The sequence below is a fragment of the Paenibacillus sp. AK002 genome (assembly GCF_053903045.1).
In genome coordinates this window covers 4,060,774-4,080,058 of record NZ_CP096377.1, presented here as the reverse complement: position 1 = coordinate 4,080,058, position 19,285 = coordinate 4,060,774, and the positions used below count along the sequence as shown (strand labels likewise).

The following is a 19,285-nucleotide window of genomic DNA, read 5'->3' as shown; positions in this document are numbered from 1 at the left end:
ATTTGCTGATCTGATCCACGACAAAGGAGGAGAAAGACCATGCCGAACTTAATAGTGCCCTCAACAACACCGGACCGGGACGGATGCGTGCTGTCGATTACGCCGCAGACGGCAGGATGGGAGTATGTAGGCTTCCAGGTTTTCCGTTTGAGTGAAGGCCAGACGCTGAGCCGGGCCACGGGAGATCAGGAGGCGGCCCTTGTCCTACTGTCGGGGCGGGCCGACGTAAAGGCCGGGGGAGATAGCTGGGACAACATTGGCAAACGCATGAGCGTGTTTGAGAAGACGCCCCCCTATACCGTTTATGTGCCTTCGCAACAGCAGTATGAGGTCAAGGCTCTTACTGAAATGGAGCTGGCGGTGTGCCTTGCCCCGGGCCAAGGGAATCATCGGGCACGTCTGATTGAGCCGCAGGATGTGGGCGTCGAGAACCGGGGCAGCGGAAGCATGTCGCGTCTGGTGCACAATATTTTGCCGGAGCAAAATCCGGCCGACAGTTTGCTGGTAGTCGAGGTGTTTACGGATGGAGGCAACTGGTCCAGTTACCCGCCTCACAAGCATGACCGCGACGAGCTGCCGGAGGAGTCGCTGCTGGAGGAAACCTACTATTTCCGGATTGAGCCGGAGCAGGGGTTTGCCGTGCAGCGGGTCTACACGGATGACCGGTCGCTGGACGAAACGATGGCGGTCAAAGACGGCGAGGCCGTGATGGTGCCCGAAGGCTACCATCCGGTCTCCGCCCCTCCGGGTTATGACGTGTATTACCTGAACGTCATGGCAGGTCCGAAGCGAATATGGAAATTTCGCAACGACCCGGATCATGACTGGCTGATGAGATAAAGTCGGGTAAGATCCAAGCAAGGGTTCTTGGATCACGAACCTTAGTTGAATGTCTGCAGGCGGCATTAACGATAAATCGGCCTTGCGCTAAAAGAGAGGAAGGCGCATAATAAATTGAAATTCCAAAATTAAACAAATGGAGCACAAGGGATGATAAGAGCGACTATTTATGACGTTGCGCGCGAAGCCGGCGTCTCCATTGCCACCGTTTCTCATGTCATCAACGGCAAGGGCAAGATCAGCCGCGAACGGCGTGAGGAAATTCTGGATATCATGAAGCGCCTGAACTATCGGCCGAACGCGATTGCTTCCGCCCTCGCCGGCAAAAGAACCTTCACTCTTGGATTGCTCGTTCCCGATATCTCCAACCCGTTTTTTGCGGAGATTGCTCGCTCCGTCGAGGATCAAGGACATCAGCTCGGTTACAGCGTGATCATCTGCAGCACGGACAACCAAGAAGAGAAAGTAAAGCGCTACGTTAATCTGTTGAGGCAGAAGCAGGTGGATGGCGTGATTATCGGGACGGGTATATCCCATGGCGAGCTGCTTAAGCCGCTTCAAGAGCATTCGCTCGAGATAGCGCTTATTGCCCGGGACAATCCTGCGCTTGATGCCAGCAGCGTCCGGGTTCATGACCTGGAGGGAGGACGGCTGGCTGCCGAGCATCTGTTACATTTAGGTCATCGCAGACTCGCAGTGCTTGCTGAGAATGAGCGGGTGACAAGCAGCAGCGAGCGGGTAAGGGGGTTTGTTGAAGCCGCCGCCTCGTACGGTTTGGAGCTGTCCCCCGACTGTATTGCGGCCTGTGACCATAAGATCGAGGATGGTTACCGACGAGCCAAAGCCATGCTGGAGCTAGCGGTACGACCCACGGCACTGTTCTGCTGCAACGACCTGCTGGCGATCGGTGCCCTTCGGGCGGCCCGCGAGCTCGGTCTGCGCGTACCGGAGGATTGTTCGGTCGTCAGCTTTGACGATACGATTCTGGCCAGCGTAACCGATCCGCCGCTGACCGTTATTGCCCAGCCGATCGAGCAAATGGGACGCATGGCGGTTGATCTTGTGGTAAGGGGGCTGTCCGGCAAGGGAGATCCTGCCCGGCGAATCGTGCTCCCTCCGGAGCTGATCGTCCGCCAATCGACGGCCCTGCCGTCGGCATAAAATGTTTCGATCCTGCCGGTACTCATAGCCTCCCGTCCGTTTGCTACAGCAATGGGGGCGTTTGATCACGGTTTATTGAGGAGGATCGGCAAATTGGTTCTGGTGCAAAATGGATCGGCATTCAAGAATAGGCCGTCTCCGAGGGGAGTTCCAAACCTCCTTTTGAAGACGGCCTTTGGCTTTTCTATTGAATTGCGCAAGTTAACGACTATGTTGCTTGAGTTCGCAGTCATTATACTAAGTTCAGCATTTTTTACCGAAAATTTCATGTTCCAGCAATGGGCGGCCGATGGCTAACATATCCGCTCTCCGATGTCAGGCATGGTCCGTCCGCTTGATCTGCGTCCTAACGCTTCTCGGCCTCCAGTTGATCATAAGAATCAGCTGATCCCTCATATAAGGGACGGAATAATGGAAATTGTTCTCGATCCAGTGGAATACCAGGCCGATTAGGGCGTTCATATTATAAATGATGAGAAGTTCATGGTTGAGCTCCTCGCTCGGATAATCCAAATCCTCTAAGGCGATTTGCTTTAAGGCGGTGAACATTTTATCCCGGACCAGCGGCAGCACATCGCTTTTGAACAGGGACGTATAAACGCCGGCATTTTGATGGATATGATCGAATATTTTGACCGCGTTCGCGGGCAGCTCATCGATATGAAAAACGTCGACATCACCGTATGGAGCTCTAAATGAAGCGATCAGCTCCTCCATGAGGGGGGTCAGGATATCATCCAGAAGAGCCTCTTTGTTGTCATAGTGGGTATAGAAGGTACCTCGATTGTAATTGGCCGATTCGACGATTTCCGTGATGGAAATGCTGGAGAAGCTTTTTTGCGAGAGCAGCGACAGCAGCGATTGCTTTAAAGCCTCTTTGCTGCGGACGATGCGCCGGTCGGTTCTTTTTTTGTTCGTTTGCATAGGCAAGGGTCCTTTCGGTGAAAATATAACGAATTTAATTATTTCAAATATAAACAGATCCACACATTTTGTCCGTTAACGCACACTTTTGCGTTTTTTAATGATTGTGACGTATATCATACTTTGATTATACTAGATTTGACATATGTCTGGTATTGAACAGCTGTTGATATATCGTGCCTGATTCTGAAATATGATCAATGACGAATAATGGGGGTATGAAGCATGAGATTATCTGGTAAAGTTGCGATTGTAACCGGGGCTGCTTCCGGAATGGGAAAAGCGACGGCAGAATTGTTTGCTGCCGAAGGCGCAAAAGTGGTGGTGTCCGACCTTCGGCTTGAGGCGGCGCAAGCCGTCGTGGACGGAATCGAAGCGAATGGCGGCACGGCCTTGGCTGTGGCCGCGAATGTTGCCAAGGAAGAAGAAGTGCAGCAGCTGGTTGACGCCACCGTTAAAGAATACGGAACGCTTGATATCTTGATCAACAATGCCGGCATCATGGACAATTTCGTACCGGCAGCGGACGTGACGGATGAGCTGTGGGAGCGCGTATTTGCCATCAACGCAACGGGGCCGATGAGAACCATTCGTAAAGCATTGCCGATCTTCTTGGAGAAGAAAAGCGGAGTCATTGTGAACATAGCTTCTGCCGGTGGACTGATGGGGTCCAGAGCAGGCGCTTCGTATACGGCGGCCAAACATGCCGTGGTCGGCTTGACCAAAAATGTCGGCTTCCAGTATGCGACGCAGGGCATCCGCTGTAATGCCGTTGCTCCGGGCGGCGTCAGTACCAATATCGGCACCACCATTAACGCGCCGAATTCGTTCGGCATGGAACGAGCCATGGCCGGCATGAACCTGAACCCACGCGCGGGCGAACCGGAAGAGGTCGCGAAGGTCGTGTTGTTCCTCGCTTCGGATGAAGCCAGCTTTGTCAACGGCACCGTCGTTACAGCCGATGCCGGCTGGACTGCTTATTAATACGAAACGGCAGGCTTAATAGGCTTCCTAAAGGACACTCTTTAGGGGGCCTTTTTATGATCCGGGCAAAAGGCTGAAACTTTACCGCGTCATTAATAAACCATCGGTATTCTACACAACCTAAACCCGTCTATTGAAAGGCAGTGAATGTTACATAGAATGAATCCTCTCGGAAAGGAGCGAATGCAGGTGGAAATTTTTTTAATGGTCCTTATTTTTCTGGTTTTGATCGCGATATCCAATATGATCCATCGATTTCTGCCGTTCATTCCGGTCCCGCTGATCCAGATCGCCCTCGGAATCGGGGTGGCCTATGTCCAAGGTTTTCATCATGTGCCGCTGAATCCCGAATTGTTCATGGTTTTGTTCATCGCACCGCTCTTGTTCAATGATGGAAAGCTGACCCCGCGCGACGAATTATGGAAGCTGAGATCATACATCCTGCTGCTGGCGCTGGGTCTCGTATTTGCTACGGTCTTGATCGCGGGGCCTTTCATTCACTGGCTCATTCCGGCAATCCCGTTATCGGCGGCCTTCGCCCTGGCAGCGATACTGTCGCCTACGGACGCGGTAGCGGTAGGCTCCTTGTCGGGAAAAGTGAAGCTGCCGGGTAAAATCATGCATTTGCTTGAAGGCGAAGCGCTTATGAATGATGCATCCGGTTTGGTTGCATTCAACTTTGCGATTGCAGCAACAGTGACGGGTTATTTCTCCCTGACGAAGGCCATCGGCAGTTTTTTGGTTATCGCGGTCGGAGGAATCGTCATCGGTGCATTGCTGGGTTTTCTTGTGATCTGGTTCAGAATGCTGCTGCGCCGGCTCGGTATGGAGGACGTCACTCTTCATATGCTGATCATCATCCTGACGCCGTTCATCATTTACCTCATAGCCGAGGAGTTTCATGTATCCGGGATTCTGGCCGTCGTTGCCGCGGGCGTCACCCACGCAGTAGAGAGGGATCGCATGCGCTCGGCGTCCATCAAGCTCAGAGTGGTATCGGACAGCACCTGGTCCGTCATTCTCTTTACGCTAAACGGATTAGTGTTCATTCTGCTGGGGCATGAAATCCCGGGCGTCGTGAATCAAATATGGAGCGACCCTGCCTATAATAACGGACAAGTCGTCGGTTACATATTACTGATAACGGCTGTGCTGATATTGCTGCGATTCGCATGGGTATGGGTATCAACGAACCGTCAGTTCAAATCTTCCCTGCTGACGGCCCTCTCGGGCGTTAGGGGAGCATTGACGCTGGCAGCGGCCTTCTCCATTCCGCTGACTCTGGCGGACAACCGTCCTTTTCCGGAGCGAAGCTTGATGCTGTTTATCTGTGCGGGCGTCATTCTCTTAACTCTGGTGATCGCGAGTGTCCTGCTCCCGCTGTTAACCCGGGAGAAACATGCCGATTCGGCGACGATGATCGATCATGGAAAAGAAGCACGGATTCAAATGCTGCAGGCGGGTCTTCGCACCGTACGGGAAGAAATGACCGACGAGAACAAGGAAGAGGCGGTCCAGCTCATCTATGCGTATACCAAGCGGCTTCAGCAATCTCATATCACGGATAAGAGCGACATGAAGCAGTTCTGGGAAGCCACGATCGCAGTTAGAAAAATCGGCCTGGCGGCGGAGCGAAGCGTTGCCGAAGCATGGCTTAAGGAACATAAAGCCTCAACGCGAGCAGCCGAGCTGTTCCTATCCTCGCTTGACAGAGTCGAGATGCTGCTTGCCAGCCGATACAAAATCAAGCTGTTGATGAGAACATTATGGCAGAATTTGAAGCGATTGCTGACAAACAACGAGCCCAAAGAAGTGCCGATGTCTCCGGATCATCCGGATTGGAATCAGTATAAGGCGTTGAAGCTCGAGGCCATTCGCGCGGCGATCGGCGAGATTCAAGCGGTGAAGCCGGCGGAGAAGAAGGAAATCTTGCAAGCGGTGATCGCGGATTATCGTGCAATGGAGCATTTTCTCCAGAACGATCGCGTTTGGAGCCGAAGAAAACAGAAGCTGAGCAGTGAACGCATGGAACTGGAGCTTAAAGCGATTCAATCCGAGCGTAACGAGATTCAGAGCATGTTCGAGCAAGGCGATATCGACCGGACGCAGGCAAGCCAGCTTAGAATGGACGTGAATTACCGGGAGGCGAATTTGTTTGAGTCGCAAGCGCTGGTCGAGGACGAGGGCCATTAAGCAGCGGCCCTTATGTTCTTGAAGGAGTGTCAGGTTTACGTTACAATAATGAAAAGCTGGATGGAACATCTGCTACTGCCGGTGAGTACCCATTCAAGGCTTTTTATTCATAAAAGGGGGTAGGAATCATGAGCGTAAATAAAGAAGCGGCCTCCAAAAAATCGACAATGGCCTGCCCGTCCACCTATAAAACCTTCAGTATTGCCGTGCAAGCGCTTGTGACCCTTGAGCGTCACTCCGGGAAGTGTTCTAGCGGCGATATCGCATCGTATCTCCACTCGGAGTCGACGTTGATTCGGCGCGTGCTGAAAACACTTGCTCAAGCCGATCTGATTGAATCGCGCGAAGGAAGGGACGGGGGATACCGTCTGAGGAAGAACGCCCGCGATATTTCGCTGGCTGAAGTATACTCGATACTTCAGGTTCACAGCTCGATTAGCGAAAGCATGCTGGACGCCGCAGCGGGGCATTGTTTTGCCGAGGAAATCAAGGAGTCCTTTGCCGGAATCTTGTCCGAGATTGAGGAGAGCACCTTGAAAATACTGGAGTCGCGCACGATTGCGGACATCGCTCAATGAACCCTTCTAAATTGGGTTGACAAAGAAATTAGGTGTGCTTTATACTGTGCATTAAACAACACAGTTAAGCCGCGATATAAACTGTGCAAAATATTGCACAATATAAATTTGGAGGGATAACCATGTCTACAACAATGACAACAAAACCCGATTTTCAAACGGTGATTCAGGAACGCCACTCGGTTCGTCAATACGACCCATCGGTGAAGATTCCAAGAGAAGAGATGGAAGCGATCTTGAAGGATGCTACACTGGCGCCTTCTTCAAGCAACCTGCAGCCATGGCGTTTTCTTGTGATCGATGATGCGGACCTCTTGAAGAAGCTGCATCCGATTGCCAACAATCAGGAGCATGTTCTTCAAGCCTCGGCCGTCATTGCCGTATTGGGCGATCTGAAATGGTATGAGAAGGGCGAGAAGATTTATTCCATGTCTGAAGAAGCCGGTTATATGACCGAAGAGGTGAAGCAGCGCTTCATTCATACGGCCGAAAATATGTATGCGAACCTGGATCCGTCCATAAAGGAAAGCATCGTGGACGTGGATGCCGGACTGATCTCCATGCAGCTGATGCTGAGCGCTCGCGCCAGAGGATACGATACCGTTCCGATGGGCGGATATAACAAGGTTCGGTTTGTGGAGGAGTTCCATATTCCTTCCCATTACCGGAGCGTGATGCTGATCGCCATCGGGAAAGCAGCCGCCCCAGGCCGGCCGACGGTAAGATTGCCGCTGGAAGACGTTGCTTTCTGGAATGAAATCTAAACAGGCACCAAAAAGAACGGAGGTCATCAACGGACCTCCGTTCTTTTTGGTTGTAATCGTTGAAACTCTTCTCGCCAAGAAATTTGCCCGGTCATACTGAGCTTGGAATTACACATCGATATTTTCATTGGCAGGTCTTACAGCTCCATGCAGGAATAAATCAACGATGTCCACTGCCATATCACGGGAGCTGGCATAACCGCTTCGAGTGTCTTCACGATTGCCCAGCATCAGCATGGCCGAGAAAGCCTGTGCCATCAGCAAGGCGTTCCCTTCCCGAAGCTCGCCGGATTGCATGGCTTGATGAATCTGTTCGGCAAGGACTTCATGAATCCGCTGTTCCGCCTCACGGATAGCGGCCATTTGCTCCTTAGACAAGAAAGGCTCCGCTTCCCGCATCATGGTCTCCATTTCGGCATGAGGCTTGGCAATCTTCGCTTCGGCTACCCGGATCAATCCTGACTCTAGGGTATCGGCTTCCTGCAAAAAGCGATGTGTAGAAGCATAAGCTTTATCTAGAATCGTGGTTACCGCTATTTTAAACAGCTCGGGTTTACTTGTGAAATGATAATAGATGGAAGCCTTGGTCACTTGGCAAGCCTTCGCGATCTGCTGCAACGATACGGACTCGTAGCCATTCTCCATGAACAACTTGGAGGCGGTCCAGAGAATCGTTTCCTGGATGGGAATCTGATCGGCAGCTGCTTTGGGACGTCCGGGATTTCGGGGGTTACGTATTTTTGTCATGATGACCTCCTGTGTATAGTGTAAGACATGAGGGGCGCATTTTCAAAATAAATATTGAAAATTAACCTACCGGTATATATAATTAATTTGCAATGTTGAAATATCAAGGTTTACGAAGGAAGAATCATGATGGAGTATAAAGACTACGTAGGAATGGAGAGGATCTGCATATGCACGGATCAGGACCGAATTACGGAAAATGGGTAGCGGGAAAGCGAAGCAAATGGGTCACGCTCTGTGTATGGATACTCATCGCGCTGGCGTTGAATTTGCTATGGCCGGCTGTGGGAGATAAAGAGGATAACAATGCCGCCAATCTGAAGGAGGATGTTCCGTCCGTCGTAGCGGAAGCGATGGCCGACAAGGAATTTCCGAGCAATGGCGGCGTGCCGGCACTCGTCGTATGGCATAAAGAAAACGGCTTAAACGAAGAGGATCTGACCAAGCTGCAGGAATTGACGGCAAGCCTTGAGTCCGATCCGCTCCCGTATCAGACGTTCGTAGTTCCTTTCCATCAGCTGCCTCCGCAAGCCTTAAGCGCCCAGTTATCTGAGGATCAGAGCACGCTGGTGATGCCTGTATTTTTTGAAGAAAATCAGGAGACGGACCAGCTTAAGGAAGGAACGGCCGAGCTGGAGAAGCGGTCGGAACAATTGCTGGGCAGCAATCCGTTTCAGGCTGCCGTCCAGAGCGGAGATGGAATCAGCGCACGCGTGACGGGACCGGTGGGAATTTCTATTGATGCGACCGGTTTGTTCGAGGATGCCGACGTATCGCTCATGATTGCAACCGTGCTTCTTGTTCTGATATTGCTGCTGCTAATATACCGTTCGCCGATTCTTGCCCTCATTCCTTTGGTTGCGGTCGGCTTTGCGTATATGGTAACAAGCCCGATTCTCGGCTTCATGGCGGATCAAGGCTGGATCACGGTGGATTCCCAGTCCATCGCCATTATGACCGTGCTGCTCTTTGGAGCGGGTACGGATTATTGCTTGTTCCTGATCTCGCGATTCCGCCAGCTGTTATGGCACGAGCCCGATAAACGCAAGGCTTTGTTTCAGGCGATTACCAGCTCATCAGGCGCTATTGCGATGAGCGGCTTCACGGTTGTATTGTCTCTATTCGCGCTGCTGCTGGCTCAGTACGGGGCATATCAACGTTTTGCCGTGCCTTTCAGTTTGTCGATCCTGATCATGTTTATAGCTAGTCTGACACTGGTGCCCGCATTGTTGGCTATTTTCGGCAGAGGTTCGTTCTATCCTTTCATTCCGAGAACGCCGGAGATGCAAGCGGAACGCGCCCGGAAAAAAGGAAAGCCGGCTCCTGCCCCTCACAAGGAGAAGGAGAGCCGGATCGGCCGCTTGGTGACAACGAAGCCTTGGACCGTCGTCCTGGCAGCATTGGTATTATTGGGTGGACTTGCGACGTTCTCGTCCCAAATCAAGTTCACTTATGATCTCTTATCCTCTTTCCCTGAGAATGTGCCTTCGCGTGAAGGCTTCGCCGTCATCGGCGAGCAGTTCTCGGAAGGAGAGCTTGCGCCGGTTCGCGTGATGGTGGACAGCGGGGGGCAAGCTTTGGACCTCGAGGAGCGGCTGAAAGCTCTGGATTACGTGGATCGCGTATCCGAGCCGCAGAATGGGGCCGAAAATAACGATATCATCGGTTATGAACTCGAGCTGTCCATGAATCCTTACTCCATGGAAGCGATGCAGCATATTCCGGATCTTCGGGAGATCGCGGAGTCTTCACTGGAGCAGGCAGGTGTCGGCAATCCGGCCGAAGCCGTGTGGATCTCCGGTCAAACGGCTACCCAGTACGACACCGAGATCGCGGGCGAGCATGATGCCAAATTGATCATCCCCGTCGTTATCGGATTGATTACGCTGCTCTTATTGGTGTATTTGAGATCCGTTGTAGCTACCGTTTATCTGATTGCAACCGTCATTTTGTCCTACTTCTCGGCCCTCGGGCTTGGCTGGATCATCATTCATTACGGCCTGGGAGCCGAAGCCATCCAGGGAGCGATTCCGTTGTATTCATTTGTGTTCCTGGTTGCGTTAGGCGAGGACTACAACATCTTCATGATCTCGAGCATATGGCAAAAGCGGAAGCAAATGCCGCTGAAGCAAGCGATCAAAGAAGGCGTCGGAGAGACCAGCTCGGTGATCACCTCAGCCGGTTTGATCCTGGCAGGAACCTTTGCCGTACTGGCCACGCTTCCGATTCAAGTGTTGGTACAGTTTGGGATCATCACGGCCATCGGGGTTATGCTGGATACGTTCATCGTGAGACCTTTCCTGGTACCCGCAATCACAACGCTGTTGGGCAAGTGGGCGTTCTGGCCGGGCAAAGTTCATATGGCGACTGAGGAAAAGCCCGCCTTGAACGTTGAGAACAAAGCATAAACATTAATAAGTAAGCAGCTTGTGACACCCGCCTCATCTTTAGGTTATGTATAAGATGAGGTGGGTGTTGCATTTTGACCAGTGCGGATGGCGTCTGATAAGATAAGGTAGGAAACGCGGATAAAACTCCAGAGGGATGTGTCCCATGACAACGATACAACAAGCCATTGAACTTCGCGCCGAAGGCAAACCGGAGGAAGCGAAAGCAATTCTCCTTGAGCTGCTGCCCCAATCCCCGGATGACCCGGACATCCATTATCAGCTGGCCTGGGTGCATGATATGATGGGTCTTGAGAGCGAAGCGGTTCCATATTACGAGAAAGCCATATCCTCAGGACTGAAGGATCCCGAACGGTGCGGCGCCTTGCTTGGACTTGGAAGCACATACCGCACATTGGGGATGTACGGCAAATCCAAGGAGATATTTGAGCAGGGACTGCGGGAATACCCCCGGGCGCGGGAGTTCAAGGTGTTCTACGCGATGACCTTGTACAATATGCGACAGTATGACAATGCGATGGAACTGCTGTTAAGAGAAATAAGCGAAACCAGTAATGACGAGGGAACCAGGAGCTACCAGAGAGCCATTGCTTTTTATTCTGATAAGCTTGATCAGGTTTGGAAATAAACGTTGTCGGCATAACTTTATTATTCTTGTAAGACGAACGTTTCGTTCGAGTCTCCTGAAAAAACAATGTTATGCATCCAGGAAAAAGAACGGACTATCATGAAATTGATCTTATCATCACTTGCTTAACTGGATTTTAGCTTGCTTTCATCTCTCACTAAGGTTCGGACCTTATACTAAGTATGTCACTACAAGTGATGAAAGGAGCAACGCAGATGAACAAGAAAAACAAAATGAGTATGTGGTCGATCGGATTGGGAAGTGCTTTTCTGATGATGATGTTAGCCAACCATGATAACGTTCATGATGGTCAAGCCCAAACCGGTATCGCTTCGAATGGAGTCAGATCCAACGTAGCCATTCAATCTGTCAACAAGAACGCAGCCGTAACAACCATGCCTGAGAATCAGGAAATAACCCCTGAAATGATCAATCAATTCTTGAAAATAGTTGCAGAGACATAAGAAATTTGATTCCTATACGTAACCTGTTAGAAGACCAGCTCCCATGCCGAGGGGCTGGTCTTCTTGGCGTGATCCAGGCGTTAGGACTTAGGTATTTCTAGGTGCTGGCTCGTCCCGTAACTATTCCTTGTAATTTTTTTAAATAACGGGAACCCACGTTCTTGTCATATCTTACCAAGGAGCTTATTATTATCAATAGGGTTAACCGAAGCGGAGGGATTATAAACGAAATGCAAAGCGATTACACGTTAAGAAGCAAGCGAAGGACCACGGGGATTGGCATGTATCGGAAGATGCTCGTCAGGTATGTACTCCCGCATAAGAAGCTTCTGGCAGCCCTGACGGTGCTGCTGTTATTTTCCATTGGGCTCCAATTGATAAATCCGCAGATCATCCGGTATTTCATCGATACGGCTCAAGGAGAGGGAAGCCTGACCACCCTTTATTATGCGGCAGGATTTTTTATTCTCTTTTCATTGCTTCAACAAGGCGTTTCCATAGCGGCTGCTTATTATAGCGAGAACCTGGGCTGGACGACCACCAACAAGCTTCGTGCCGAGTTGGCGGAGCACTGCCTGTCGCTGGACATGAGCTTTCACAAAACCCAAACCTCCGGATCTCTAATTGAACGGGTGGATGGCGATGTGAATGCGCTCGCCAATTTTTTCTCCAGTTTCATTATCCATCTGTTCGGCAATCTGATCCTCATGCTCGGGATTCTGGCTTTGCTGTATCGGGAGAACTTTTGGATCGGATTTGTCATGACGGTGTTTGTGGTCGGCAGCATTTACGTCATTCAACATATCCGTCGATTTGCGATACCGGTCTGGAAGCGGTGGCGCGAGCTGAATGCGGATTTCTACGGATTCATCGGCGAGCACCTTGAAGGAACCGAAGATACGCGTGCCAACGGGGCGGCCGGATATGTCATGAACCGATTTTATGAGATGGCCAGGCGGATGCTGCCGGTTCGCGTTCGTGCGTTCATCGGATTTTTCTTGATGTGGAGCACCACGATTTTGGTGTTTGCGCTTGGCAATGCAGCCGCTTTTATCGTGTGCGCCATACTGTGGAAGAACGGACAGGGCGGCTTGACGATCGGCTCCATCTATCTCGTGTTTTATTATACGGAGCTGCTGGCCAAGCCTATTGAGAAGATTCGTACCCAATTGGAGGATTTGCAAAAAGCGGATGCCAGCTTGATGCGGGTCCGCGACCTGCTGGCAACCGAGCCCCGGATCAAAGACGGCCCTGGCGCGCCGCTTCCTTCAGGTCCATTGTCGGTGGAATTCCGGAACCTTAACTTCGCTTACGAAGAGGGCGGGCAGGCTACGCTTGAAAATCTGCAGCTGCGCCTTGAGCCGGGCCAGACTCTTGGGCTGCTCGGCCGTACGGGCAGCGGCAAAACGACGATCGCCCGCCTGCTGCTTCGCTTTTATGATCCACAGGAGGGAAGCATCGAGCTGGCGGGAACCGATATTCGGGGCTGCAAGCTCCATGAACTAAGGCGGAAGGTCGCCATGGTCACGCAGAATATTGAGATTCTTGAGGGAACCGTCCGTGATAATCTGACCTTGTTTGATGAAGGCATAGCCGATGCCCGCATTATATCCGTGTTAGAAGAGCTTGGACTAGGGGATTGGTATGGCTCGCTTCCCGAAGGGCTGGATACCAATCTGGCTTCTGGGGGCGGAAGCCTGTCAGCGGGCGAGGCCCAGCTGCTGGCGTTTGCACGCGTATTTTTGACAGATCCCGGTCTTGTCATTCTTGATGAGGCATCGTCTCGTCTAGATCCGTTAACGGAATACCGGATTGAAGCAGCCATTTCGCGTCTGCTGCAGGAGAAGACCTGCATTATTATTGCCCATCGTCTGGCTACGGTTCAGCGCGCCGACCGGATTCTTATACTGGAGAACGGAAGAATGCTCGAAAGCGGCCGCAGGGAAGAGCTGGCCTCAGATCCGCAATCGCGGTTCAGCCGCATGCTTGCCGTTGGAATGGAGGAGGTGCTGGCATGAAAACTAGGCATTTTTTCTGGCGGTTGATTATGTACCGGCCGGGGTTGTATCTCATCAACCTGTTCGCGTGGTCCCTTATCCATATGGCACCGCTGGTTCCCGGACTCTTAACCAAGGCCTTCTTTGACCATTTGGAAGGCACTTATTCTTTTCCTTACGGCGTGTGGGCGATTGCGGTGCTGCTTATCGGCGCTGCCTTGGCACGGATTGCGCTGATCTTCGGCGGCTTCATGACCGACGTGCATTTCCGCTTCCGCATCAGCACCTTGCTCCGCCGCAATATGCTGTCGCATGTCATGAAGGAGCCCGGAGCGCGAGCCATCCCGTGCTCGCCCGGAGAAGCCATCAGCAATTTCCGGGATGACGTGGATCAGGCTGAAGAAGCGACGAGCTGGTCAGTAGATACATTAGGGCTTGTCGGTTTCGTTTTTGTCGCCAGCTGGATTCTCATATCCATCGATCTGCAGCTAACGATTCTCGTGTTCGTACCTTTGATTCTGGTGGTGACCGCAGCCCAAATCGCAACCGCGCGCATCCAGAAGTACAGGGCGGCAAGCCGGGAATCGACCGCCAAGGTAACCGGGGCGATTAGCGAAATGTTTGCCAACGTGCAGGCCATCCAGGTCGCAGGGGCGGAGAAACGCGTGGTGGAGCGGTTCGTAAGTCTGAGCGAGAAACGGCGCCAATCCATGGTGAAGGATAAACTTCTGACGGAAACGTTGTCCTCCGTATTCACGAACTCCGTTAATCTCGGTACCGGGCTGATCCTCGTGCTCGCAAGCCTTAAGATGCGAAACGGCGATTTTACCGTCGGGGATTTGTCCCTCTTTGTATATTATTTAACATTTGTTACCCAGCTCATATCGAACGTAGGCAATTTCATGACGTATTACAAGCAGATGGGCGTCAGCTTTCAGCGCATCAAATCCATGCTGCAAGGAGCACCGGCTTCGCTGCTTACCGCAGCCCATTACATTGGTATCGGCAAGGTTAAGAGCAAGCGAGCCCATGAAGAGAAATCGGGTTATCATGCCGCAGGAAATGGGCAAGCGCATGGGGCTTCCAATCGCGCTGCCGGCGCTCCGGTCGAAGACGGGATGGAAACGGCATATATCGAGGCACCTCCGCTCTCGCTGCTGGAAGCGCAAGGGTTGTCGTACCAGTATCCCGAAACCGGAAGGGGCATTTCGAATATCAGTCTGACGCTCTCGCGCGGCACCTTTACCGTCGTTACGGGGATGATAGGCAGCGGAAAAACGACGCTGGTTCGCACATTGCTGGGCTTGCTGCCAGCCGAAAAAGGTGAAATCCGATGGAACGGCGAAAGGGTAACGGAGCCGGCTGATTTCTTCATCCCGCCGCAAAGTGCTTATACTGCACAGATCCCAAGGCTGTACAGCGACAAACTGCGCAACAATATTCTGTTGGGTATATCCGAGCAGCCGGGCAGTCTGGAACGCGCGCTTCATGCGGCCGTAATGGAAGAAGATATCAAGCATCTGCAAAATGGGCTGGAGACGATGGTGGGTCCGCGCGGAGTCAAGCTGTCCGGCGGTCAAGCACAGCGGACAGCCGCGGCAAGAATGTTGGTTCGGGATGCGGAACTCTACGTATTCGACGATTTATCCAGCGCATTAGACGTTGAGACGGAGCGCAAGTTATGGGAGAGGCTGTTCAGCGAGCGCGGAGGTGCGACTTGTCTTGTGGTATCGCATCGGAAAGCCGCACTTAACCATGCTGACCATATCATCGTGTTGAACGGCGGTGAGATTGAGGCCGAGGGCACGGCGGAGCAGCTGCTGGCTTCCAGCGAAAGCTTCCGACAGCTATGGTACGGCGGAGAAACTGGATAATTGGGCGGGAACCAATTTTCAACGCGAAGAAGACTTGAATAAATCAACGTCACCTTAGACAGAGGAGTGAGGACCCATGCCAAACGCAGAAATTCAGCTTGTTGTCCGCACGGCAGAACATCAGCCCGTCTTGAAAGAATTCGAGCTTCCGGATGACCAAGTCCAATTCACCTCTCATCCGAAAGAAGTTTTAAACCTAGGCGAAGGTCAGTTCCCCATCGTCATTTTAGCTGATGGTCATCCTGTCGGTTTCTTTGTCCTGCACGCTACGGAGCGCGTCAAAGAGTATACAAATCATTCTCATGCGATGCTGCTGACCGCTTTATCCATTGATCGTCGACAGCAGCGTAAAGGTTACGCCAAACGAGGAATGCTTGCGCTGCCAGCATTTATTAGGAGAGAATTTCCTTCATGCAATGAGGTGGTGCTGGTCGTGAATCATAAGAATGTTCCGGCTCAGCAGCTGTATGCTAGTGTTGGTTTCAAAGATACAGGCAGAAGAAGGATGGGGCCGATCGGAGAGCAATGGGTGATGAATCTAACCATCTGATATAGCAGCAGCTTTTTTTGCTGAAAAAGTGAAAAACATGCTGCAATCTTCGATCAACGTTGGAATCGGTGCTTATGTTCATTCTAGAATCGGATCATCATAAAGGAGCAATGCCGCAAAGATCCTATGTCTTTGCGGCATTGCTTATTTAACCTGATTCATGCTTCGCCAGGTTGCTTCCAATTGCGAAGCGATATATTCGAGAATCGGTTTGCTGTAGAAATATCCGCTGTGCGACAACGGATTCCAGCTTGTCAACCAGTTTCCCACGTTAACGGATATGTCTTGGCGTACCGTGCGGTCATACTCTTCGTTAATGCTTTTGAGGGGGGAAGCAAGGATATCGTCTTTATCATAGAAATTGACCCATTCACCCAGTAGATGTTGATAATAGAGCTGCAACTGTGCTGAAGGAACCTCGATCGGCTTGTCAAAGTCACGATAACGGATGCTCCACAGCGGCAAGGTGGTTCCCAGCGTATAGAACAAGGTCAGAAGCTCTCCGCGCTCCAGCGGTGCTTCGGGATTAACGACCAGACGATGCCCGCGGGAGGAAAATTGCAGATCGTAGAAAAAATTGCTGGCGATCACGGACCCCAAGCTATGGGAGATCACGCATAACGGAGCATGGGGGCCGGCTGACAGGGCAAGGCGGTGCAGCGCCTCGCTGATCGTACGATGAATGGCCTCGTAGTTCTGATCTTCGGATTCCACGGGCTGATAAGCCACGGCATCCGCCAGATGGTTGATTACGTACTGCCGGAGGTGCTGATAACGTAAACGGTAAGGTTTAATGCTGCTGCCGATTAATTCATCCTCGCGTGCCGCAAAAACATCGGCCCAATGCACGGCCTCCATGGCCAACTGCTCATGCGGGATGCCGGAGGTCCGGGAGAAGGTGTCCCTCAAGTTTTTCATGAATTTATCCGCATAACTTTTCTTTTGTGTTCCCAATCCGTGTACAATGATCACTGCAATTTTTTGCGTCATCCAACTGCAGCCCCCTTCATCGGAAATGGAATGAATGGATATCTTTTACTCTTTATAAGCGATTAGCACTTGAATTGTAAATAGGTTATTACAGCACGAGAGAATCCGGCGATTATTCGTAGCTCTATTGAGTCATTCCGCTCATGAACGATTTTGGTTACAATGTAGGGATAACCAATGGTAACATGGTAGGAAGAAAGGCGGGTTCACTTCATTACTTTTATATTGAAATAGGAGGCAGGGTATGTCTTATAAACAAATGAAATGGTTGATACTCATCATTCCAACCTTGACGATTGGCATATGGGAATATGTTCGCCATGAGTTCCTGCTGCCTTATATATCGATGGATCTTGGCAATCTGCTGGCGCCTGTCATCGTGTTTTTGGTTTCCATACTGTTTCTTACCCAGTTATTTTCGTTGATTGAACGGAATCAAGAGGAGTTGAACCGATCGAGGGCATTGCAAGCAGCCATGCATGAACGGGAGAAGATCGGCCGGGAGCTCCATGACGGAATCGCCCAATCCTTGTTCCTGCTGAACGCCCAGATCGACCGAATCGAGAAGTCAGGTCGTACGGGAGACATTCCGTATCAGGAAATCAAGGAAAGCGTTCATCGTACCAACACCTACGTAAGAGAGGCTATTGCGAATCTCCGCTACCCGGCAGATCCGCAAGCTATTCCGTGGATGCACAGCATGAGCAGCCTGATCGAGGAAATCAAGCAGGAGACAGACCTGCATTTCGACATCAAGTGGGGAATTCCGGACGCCATGCTGTCAGCCAAAGAAAAAGTGGAGCTGCTGGCTTCGATCAGGGAATCCTTATTGAATATCCATAAGCACGCGGAGGCAAAACACGTCAAGATTACGGCAAATACAACGGATTCGGGCTGGCATTGCACTGTCACCGACGATGGAAAAGGCTTTGATCTGGACAAGCCGCTCGGCAGCAACCGGTATGGAATCAAAATCATGAAGGATCGGGCCGAGGCCATGGGCTGGAAGTTCAAGATGGAAAGGCAGCACAACCAGACGATTATCAACATTCGGAAGGAGAGCATGGCATGAACAATCAACCTTTTCGCGTGTTAATCATCGATGACAGCGATCTGGCAAGAGAAGGAATTCGCACCATTTTGAGCAGCGATCCGACCTTTGAGGTCGTGGCCGAAGGGCAAAGCGGTGAGGATGCGCTGGAACTGACCGAAATATGGATGCCCGATATCATCCTGATGGATATTCAGATGCCCGGCATGGGCGGCTTGGAAGCGACCAAGCGGGTGAAGGACAAATTCCCTTACGTTAAAATCGTTATGGTCACGGTGTCCGACGACATCGCCCATTTGTTTGATGCCCTGAAGCGCGGGGCCCAGGGGTATTTGTTAAAGAACTTGAATCCCGAATCGTGGCACGAGTACCTGAAAGCCATTGCGGTGGACGAAGCACCGGTGAGCAGGGAACTCGCGTTCCGAATCCTGAAGGAATTTTCGCAATACGACAAGCCGGACCCGAGCAAAAGTCCCTTAACGGCGCGGGAAAAGGAAATTCTGGGACTCGTCGCCGAGGGATTGTCTAACCGCGATATTTCGAGCGACCTTTGCATTTCCGAGAATACGGTCAAGAACCATTTGAAGAACATTTTGCAAAAGCTGCATTTGGAAAATCGGGTACAGCTGACCCGCTATGCCTTCGAACAAGGCTGGATGGGGAAGAGACAGCGATAACCATGGTACCGATCGTCCGAAGGATGTTAACGAAGAATGAATTTAGGCAAAACAGGCATCCGTGCGCCAGAGGCGCTCATTTCTGCTTCACCAGAAATATCCCGAGCGCAATAATGGCGATCCCCGCCCAGTTTTTCCAGGTGGGTACCTCCTTCAGGAACAAGTAAGCCACACCCAACGATATCAGGATCTCCAGACATTTGGAGAAGATCAACGTGTACCCCAGCTGATCGGTGGCTTTGTAACCAAAGCGGATCCCGTACCCGATGCACATATTGGCAATGACAAAGAGCGGAAGCATCCATAACTGAAACTGCAGGGTAGGCCAGAACAGATGCTGAATATGCTTGGTTTGGTACGAGAAGACCAGATTGATGATCGACAGTCCGCCGAAGAGCAAACCGACACTGTAGATATAAAACATAAAACCCTCCTGTAACGATGGTCTTTGTAGT

At 51.4% G+C, this 19,285-nt stretch carries 18 protein-coding genes; 14 read left to right on the top strand and 4 right to left on the bottom strand.

Features of this window, described 5'->3' with window-relative positions:
* Positions 1-39 precede the first annotated feature (39 nt).
* Both iolB and M1D70_RS17905 read left to right on the top strand, forming a co-directional pair.
* Entirely contained in the window at positions 40-840 is an 801-nt protein-coding gene (iolB, locus tag M1D70_RS17910) for a 5-deoxy-glucuronate isomerase (protein ID WP_456287537.1), read from the top strand.
* Between the two features lie 150 nt (positions 841-990).
* Positions 991-2,001, top strand: coding sequence for a LacI family DNA-binding transcriptional regulator (locus M1D70_RS17905; RefSeq protein ID WP_456287536.1), 1,011 nt, complete (start codon positions 991-993; stop codon positions 1,999-2,001).
* A 315-nt stretch (positions 2,002-2,316) separates the two neighbouring features.
* On the opposite strand, the gene M1D70_RS17900 is transcribed toward M1D70_RS17905, so the two are convergent.
* Entirely contained in the window at positions 2,317-2,925 is a 609-nt protein-coding gene (locus tag M1D70_RS17900) for a TetR/AcrR family transcriptional regulator (protein WP_456287535.1), read from the bottom strand.
* Between the two features lie 225 nt (positions 2,926-3,150).
* Between M1D70_RS17900 and M1D70_RS17895 the strand changes: the two genes are divergently transcribed.
* The 4 genes from M1D70_RS17895 to M1D70_RS17880 all read left to right on the top strand — a co-directional run bounded on the left by M1D70_RS17895 (position 3,151) and on the right by M1D70_RS17880 (position 7,444).
* Complete coding sequence (locus M1D70_RS17895; RefSeq protein WP_433940256.1) at positions 3,151-3,909, top strand: SDR family oxidoreductase; 759 nt, start codon at positions 3,151-3,153, stop codon at positions 3,907-3,909.
* Between the two features lie 189 nt (positions 3,910-4,098).
* Positions 4,099-6,102, top strand: a complete 2,004-nt coding sequence (locus tag M1D70_RS17890; protein ID WP_456287534.1) for a Na+/H+ antiporter — start codon at positions 4,099-4,101, stop codon at positions 6,100-6,102.
* 128 nt (positions 6,103-6,230) lie between these two features.
* Positions 6,231-6,680 (top strand): RrF2 family transcriptional regulator, encoded by a 450-nt coding sequence (locus tag M1D70_RS17885; protein WP_009593339.1) that lies wholly within the window; start codon positions 6,231-6,233, stop codon positions 6,678-6,680.
* 122 nt (positions 6,681-6,802) lie between these two features.
* Positions 6,803-7,444 carry a nitroreductase family protein gene (locus M1D70_RS17880; RefSeq protein ID WP_009593349.1) on the top strand — a complete coding sequence of 214 codons (642 nt, stop codon included), beginning with the start codon at positions 6,803-6,805 and terminating at the stop codon, positions 7,442-7,444.
* 108 nt (positions 7,445-7,552) lie between these two features.
* On the opposite strand, the gene M1D70_RS17875 is transcribed toward M1D70_RS17880, so the two are convergent.
* Positions 7,553-8,191 carry a TetR/AcrR family transcriptional regulator gene (locus M1D70_RS17875; protein ID WP_009593352.1) on the bottom strand — a complete coding sequence of 213 codons (639 nt, stop codon included), beginning with the start codon at positions 8,189-8,191 and terminating at the stop codon, positions 7,553-7,555.
* A 170-nt stretch (positions 8,192-8,361) separates the two neighbouring features.
* Between M1D70_RS17875 and M1D70_RS17870 the strand changes: the two genes are divergently transcribed.
* The 6 genes from M1D70_RS17870 to M1D70_RS17845 all read left to right on the top strand — a co-directional run bounded on the left by M1D70_RS17870 (position 8,362) and on the right by M1D70_RS17845 (position 16,112).
* Entirely contained in the window at positions 8,362-10,599 is a 2,238-nt protein-coding gene (locus M1D70_RS17870) for an MMPL family transporter (RefSeq protein ID WP_009593356.1), read from the top strand.
* Positions 10,600-10,744: 145 nt separating this feature from the next.
* Positions 10,745-11,227 carry a tetratricopeptide repeat protein gene (locus M1D70_RS17865; protein WP_009593340.1) on the top strand — a complete coding sequence of 161 codons (483 nt, stop codon included), beginning with the start codon at positions 10,745-10,747 and terminating at the stop codon, positions 11,225-11,227.
* A gap of 215 nt (positions 11,228-11,442) precedes the next feature.
* The gene (locus M1D70_RS17860; RefSeq protein WP_009593357.1) at positions 11,443-11,691 is read left to right on the top strand and encodes a hypothetical protein; all 249 of its coding nucleotides are present in this window, start codon (positions 11,443-11,445) and stop codon (positions 11,689-11,691) included.
* Between the two features lie 230 nt (positions 11,692-11,921).
* Positions 11,922-13,709 (top strand): ABC transporter ATP-binding protein, encoded by a 1,788-nt coding sequence (locus M1D70_RS17855; RefSeq protein WP_456287533.1) that lies wholly within the window; start codon positions 11,922-11,924, stop codon positions 13,707-13,709.
* Complete coding sequence (locus M1D70_RS17850) at positions 13,706-15,562, top strand: ABC transporter ATP-binding protein (protein ID WP_456287532.1); 1,857 nt, start codon at positions 13,706-13,708, stop codon at positions 15,560-15,562. Before M1D70_RS17855 ends, M1D70_RS17850 begins: the two co-directional genes overlap by 4 nt.
* A gap of 76 nt (positions 15,563-15,638) precedes the next feature.
* Positions 15,639-16,112, top strand: coding sequence for a GNAT family N-acetyltransferase (locus M1D70_RS17845; protein ID WP_009593343.1), 474 nt, complete (start codon positions 15,639-15,641; stop codon positions 16,110-16,112).
* A 144-nt stretch (positions 16,113-16,256) separates the two neighbouring features.
* On the opposite strand, the gene M1D70_RS17840 is transcribed toward M1D70_RS17845, so the two are convergent.
* Positions 16,257-17,102, bottom strand: a complete 846-nt coding sequence (locus tag M1D70_RS17840) for a chemotaxis protein (RefSeq protein WP_456287531.1) — start codon at positions 17,100-17,102, stop codon at positions 16,257-16,259.
* Between the two features lie 244 nt (positions 17,103-17,346).
* Here M1D70_RS17840 and M1D70_RS17835 point away from each other — a divergent pair, with 244 nt between their 5' ends.
* Both M1D70_RS17835 and M1D70_RS17830 read left to right on the top strand, forming a co-directional pair.
* Positions 17,347-18,174: a sensor histidine kinase gene (locus M1D70_RS17835; RefSeq protein WP_009593346.1), complete on the top strand. Its 828-nt coding sequence runs from the start codon at positions 17,347-17,349 to the stop codon at positions 18,172-18,174.
* Positions 18,171-18,830, top strand: coding sequence for a response regulator (locus M1D70_RS17830; RefSeq protein ID WP_009593355.1), 660 nt, complete (start codon positions 18,171-18,173; stop codon positions 18,828-18,830). The genes M1D70_RS17835 and M1D70_RS17830 overlap by 4 nt, the downstream gene beginning before the upstream one ends.
* 76 nt (positions 18,831-18,906) lie before the next feature.
* On the opposite strand, the gene M1D70_RS17825 is transcribed toward M1D70_RS17830, so the two are convergent.
* A complete protein-coding gene (locus tag M1D70_RS17825) occupies positions 18,907-19,254 on the bottom strand; it encodes a hypothetical protein (RefSeq protein WP_009593341.1) in 348 nt (115 codons plus the stop codon).
* Between the last annotated feature and the right edge of the window lie 31 nt (positions 19,255-19,285).

What these genes read in the sequence shown, in the direction of transcription:
- iolB (WP_456287537.1), top strand. Translation starts at nt 40, where the DNA reads ATGCCGAACTTAATAGTGCCCTCAACAACACCGGACCGGGACGGATGC.
- M1D70_RS17905 (WP_456287536.1), top strand. Translation starts at nt 991, where the DNA reads ATGATAAGAGCGACTATTTATGACGTTGCGCGCGAAGCCGGCGTCTCC.
- M1D70_RS17900 (WP_456287535.1), bottom strand. Translation starts at nt 2,925, where the DNA reads ATGCAAACGAACAAAAAAAGAACCGACCGGCGCATCGTCCGCAGCAAA.
- M1D70_RS17895 (WP_433940256.1), top strand. Translation starts at nt 3,151, where the DNA reads ATGAGATTATCTGGTAAAGTTGCGATTGTAACCGGGGCTGCTTCCGGA.
- M1D70_RS17885 (WP_009593339.1), top strand. Translation starts at nt 6,231, where the DNA reads ATGAGCGTAAATAAAGAAGCGGCCTCCAAAAAATCGACAATGGCCTGC.
- M1D70_RS17880 (WP_009593349.1), top strand. Translation starts at nt 6,803, where the DNA reads ATGTCTACAACAATGACAACAAAACCCGATTTTCAAACGGTGATTCAG.
- M1D70_RS17875 (WP_009593352.1), bottom strand. Translation starts at nt 8,191, where the DNA reads ATGACAAAAATACGTAACCCCCGAAATCCCGGACGTCCCAAAGCAGCT.
- M1D70_RS17870 (WP_009593356.1), top strand. Translation starts at nt 8,362, where the DNA reads ATGCACGGATCAGGACCGAATTACGGAAAATGGGTAGCGGGAAAGCGA.
- M1D70_RS17865 (WP_009593340.1), top strand. Translation starts at nt 10,745, where the DNA reads ATGACAACGATACAACAAGCCATTGAACTTCGCGCCGAAGGCAAACCG.
- M1D70_RS17860 (WP_009593357.1), top strand. Translation starts at nt 11,443, where the DNA reads ATGAACAAGAAAAACAAAATGAGTATGTGGTCGATCGGATTGGGAAGT.
- M1D70_RS17855 (WP_456287533.1), top strand. Translation starts at nt 11,922, where the DNA reads ATGCAAAGCGATTACACGTTAAGAAGCAAGCGAAGGACCACGGGGATT.
- M1D70_RS17850 (WP_456287532.1), top strand. Translation starts at nt 13,706, where the DNA reads ATGAAAACTAGGCATTTTTTCTGGCGGTTGATTATGTACCGGCCGGGG.
- M1D70_RS17845 (WP_009593343.1), top strand. Translation starts at nt 15,639, where the DNA reads ATGCCAAACGCAGAAATTCAGCTTGTTGTCCGCACGGCAGAACATCAG.
- M1D70_RS17840 (WP_456287531.1), bottom strand. Translation starts at nt 17,102, where the DNA reads ATGACGCAAAAAATTGCAGTGATCATTGTACACGGATTGGGAACACAA.
- M1D70_RS17835 (WP_009593346.1), top strand. Translation starts at nt 17,347, where the DNA reads ATGTCTTATAAACAAATGAAATGGTTGATACTCATCATTCCAACCTTG.
- M1D70_RS17830 (WP_009593355.1), top strand. Translation starts at nt 18,171, where the DNA reads ATGAACAATCAACCTTTTCGCGTGTTAATCATCGATGACAGCGATCTG.
- M1D70_RS17825 (WP_009593341.1), bottom strand. Translation starts at nt 19,254, where the DNA reads ATGTTTTATATCTACAGTGTCGGTTTGCTCTTCGGCGGACTGTCGATC.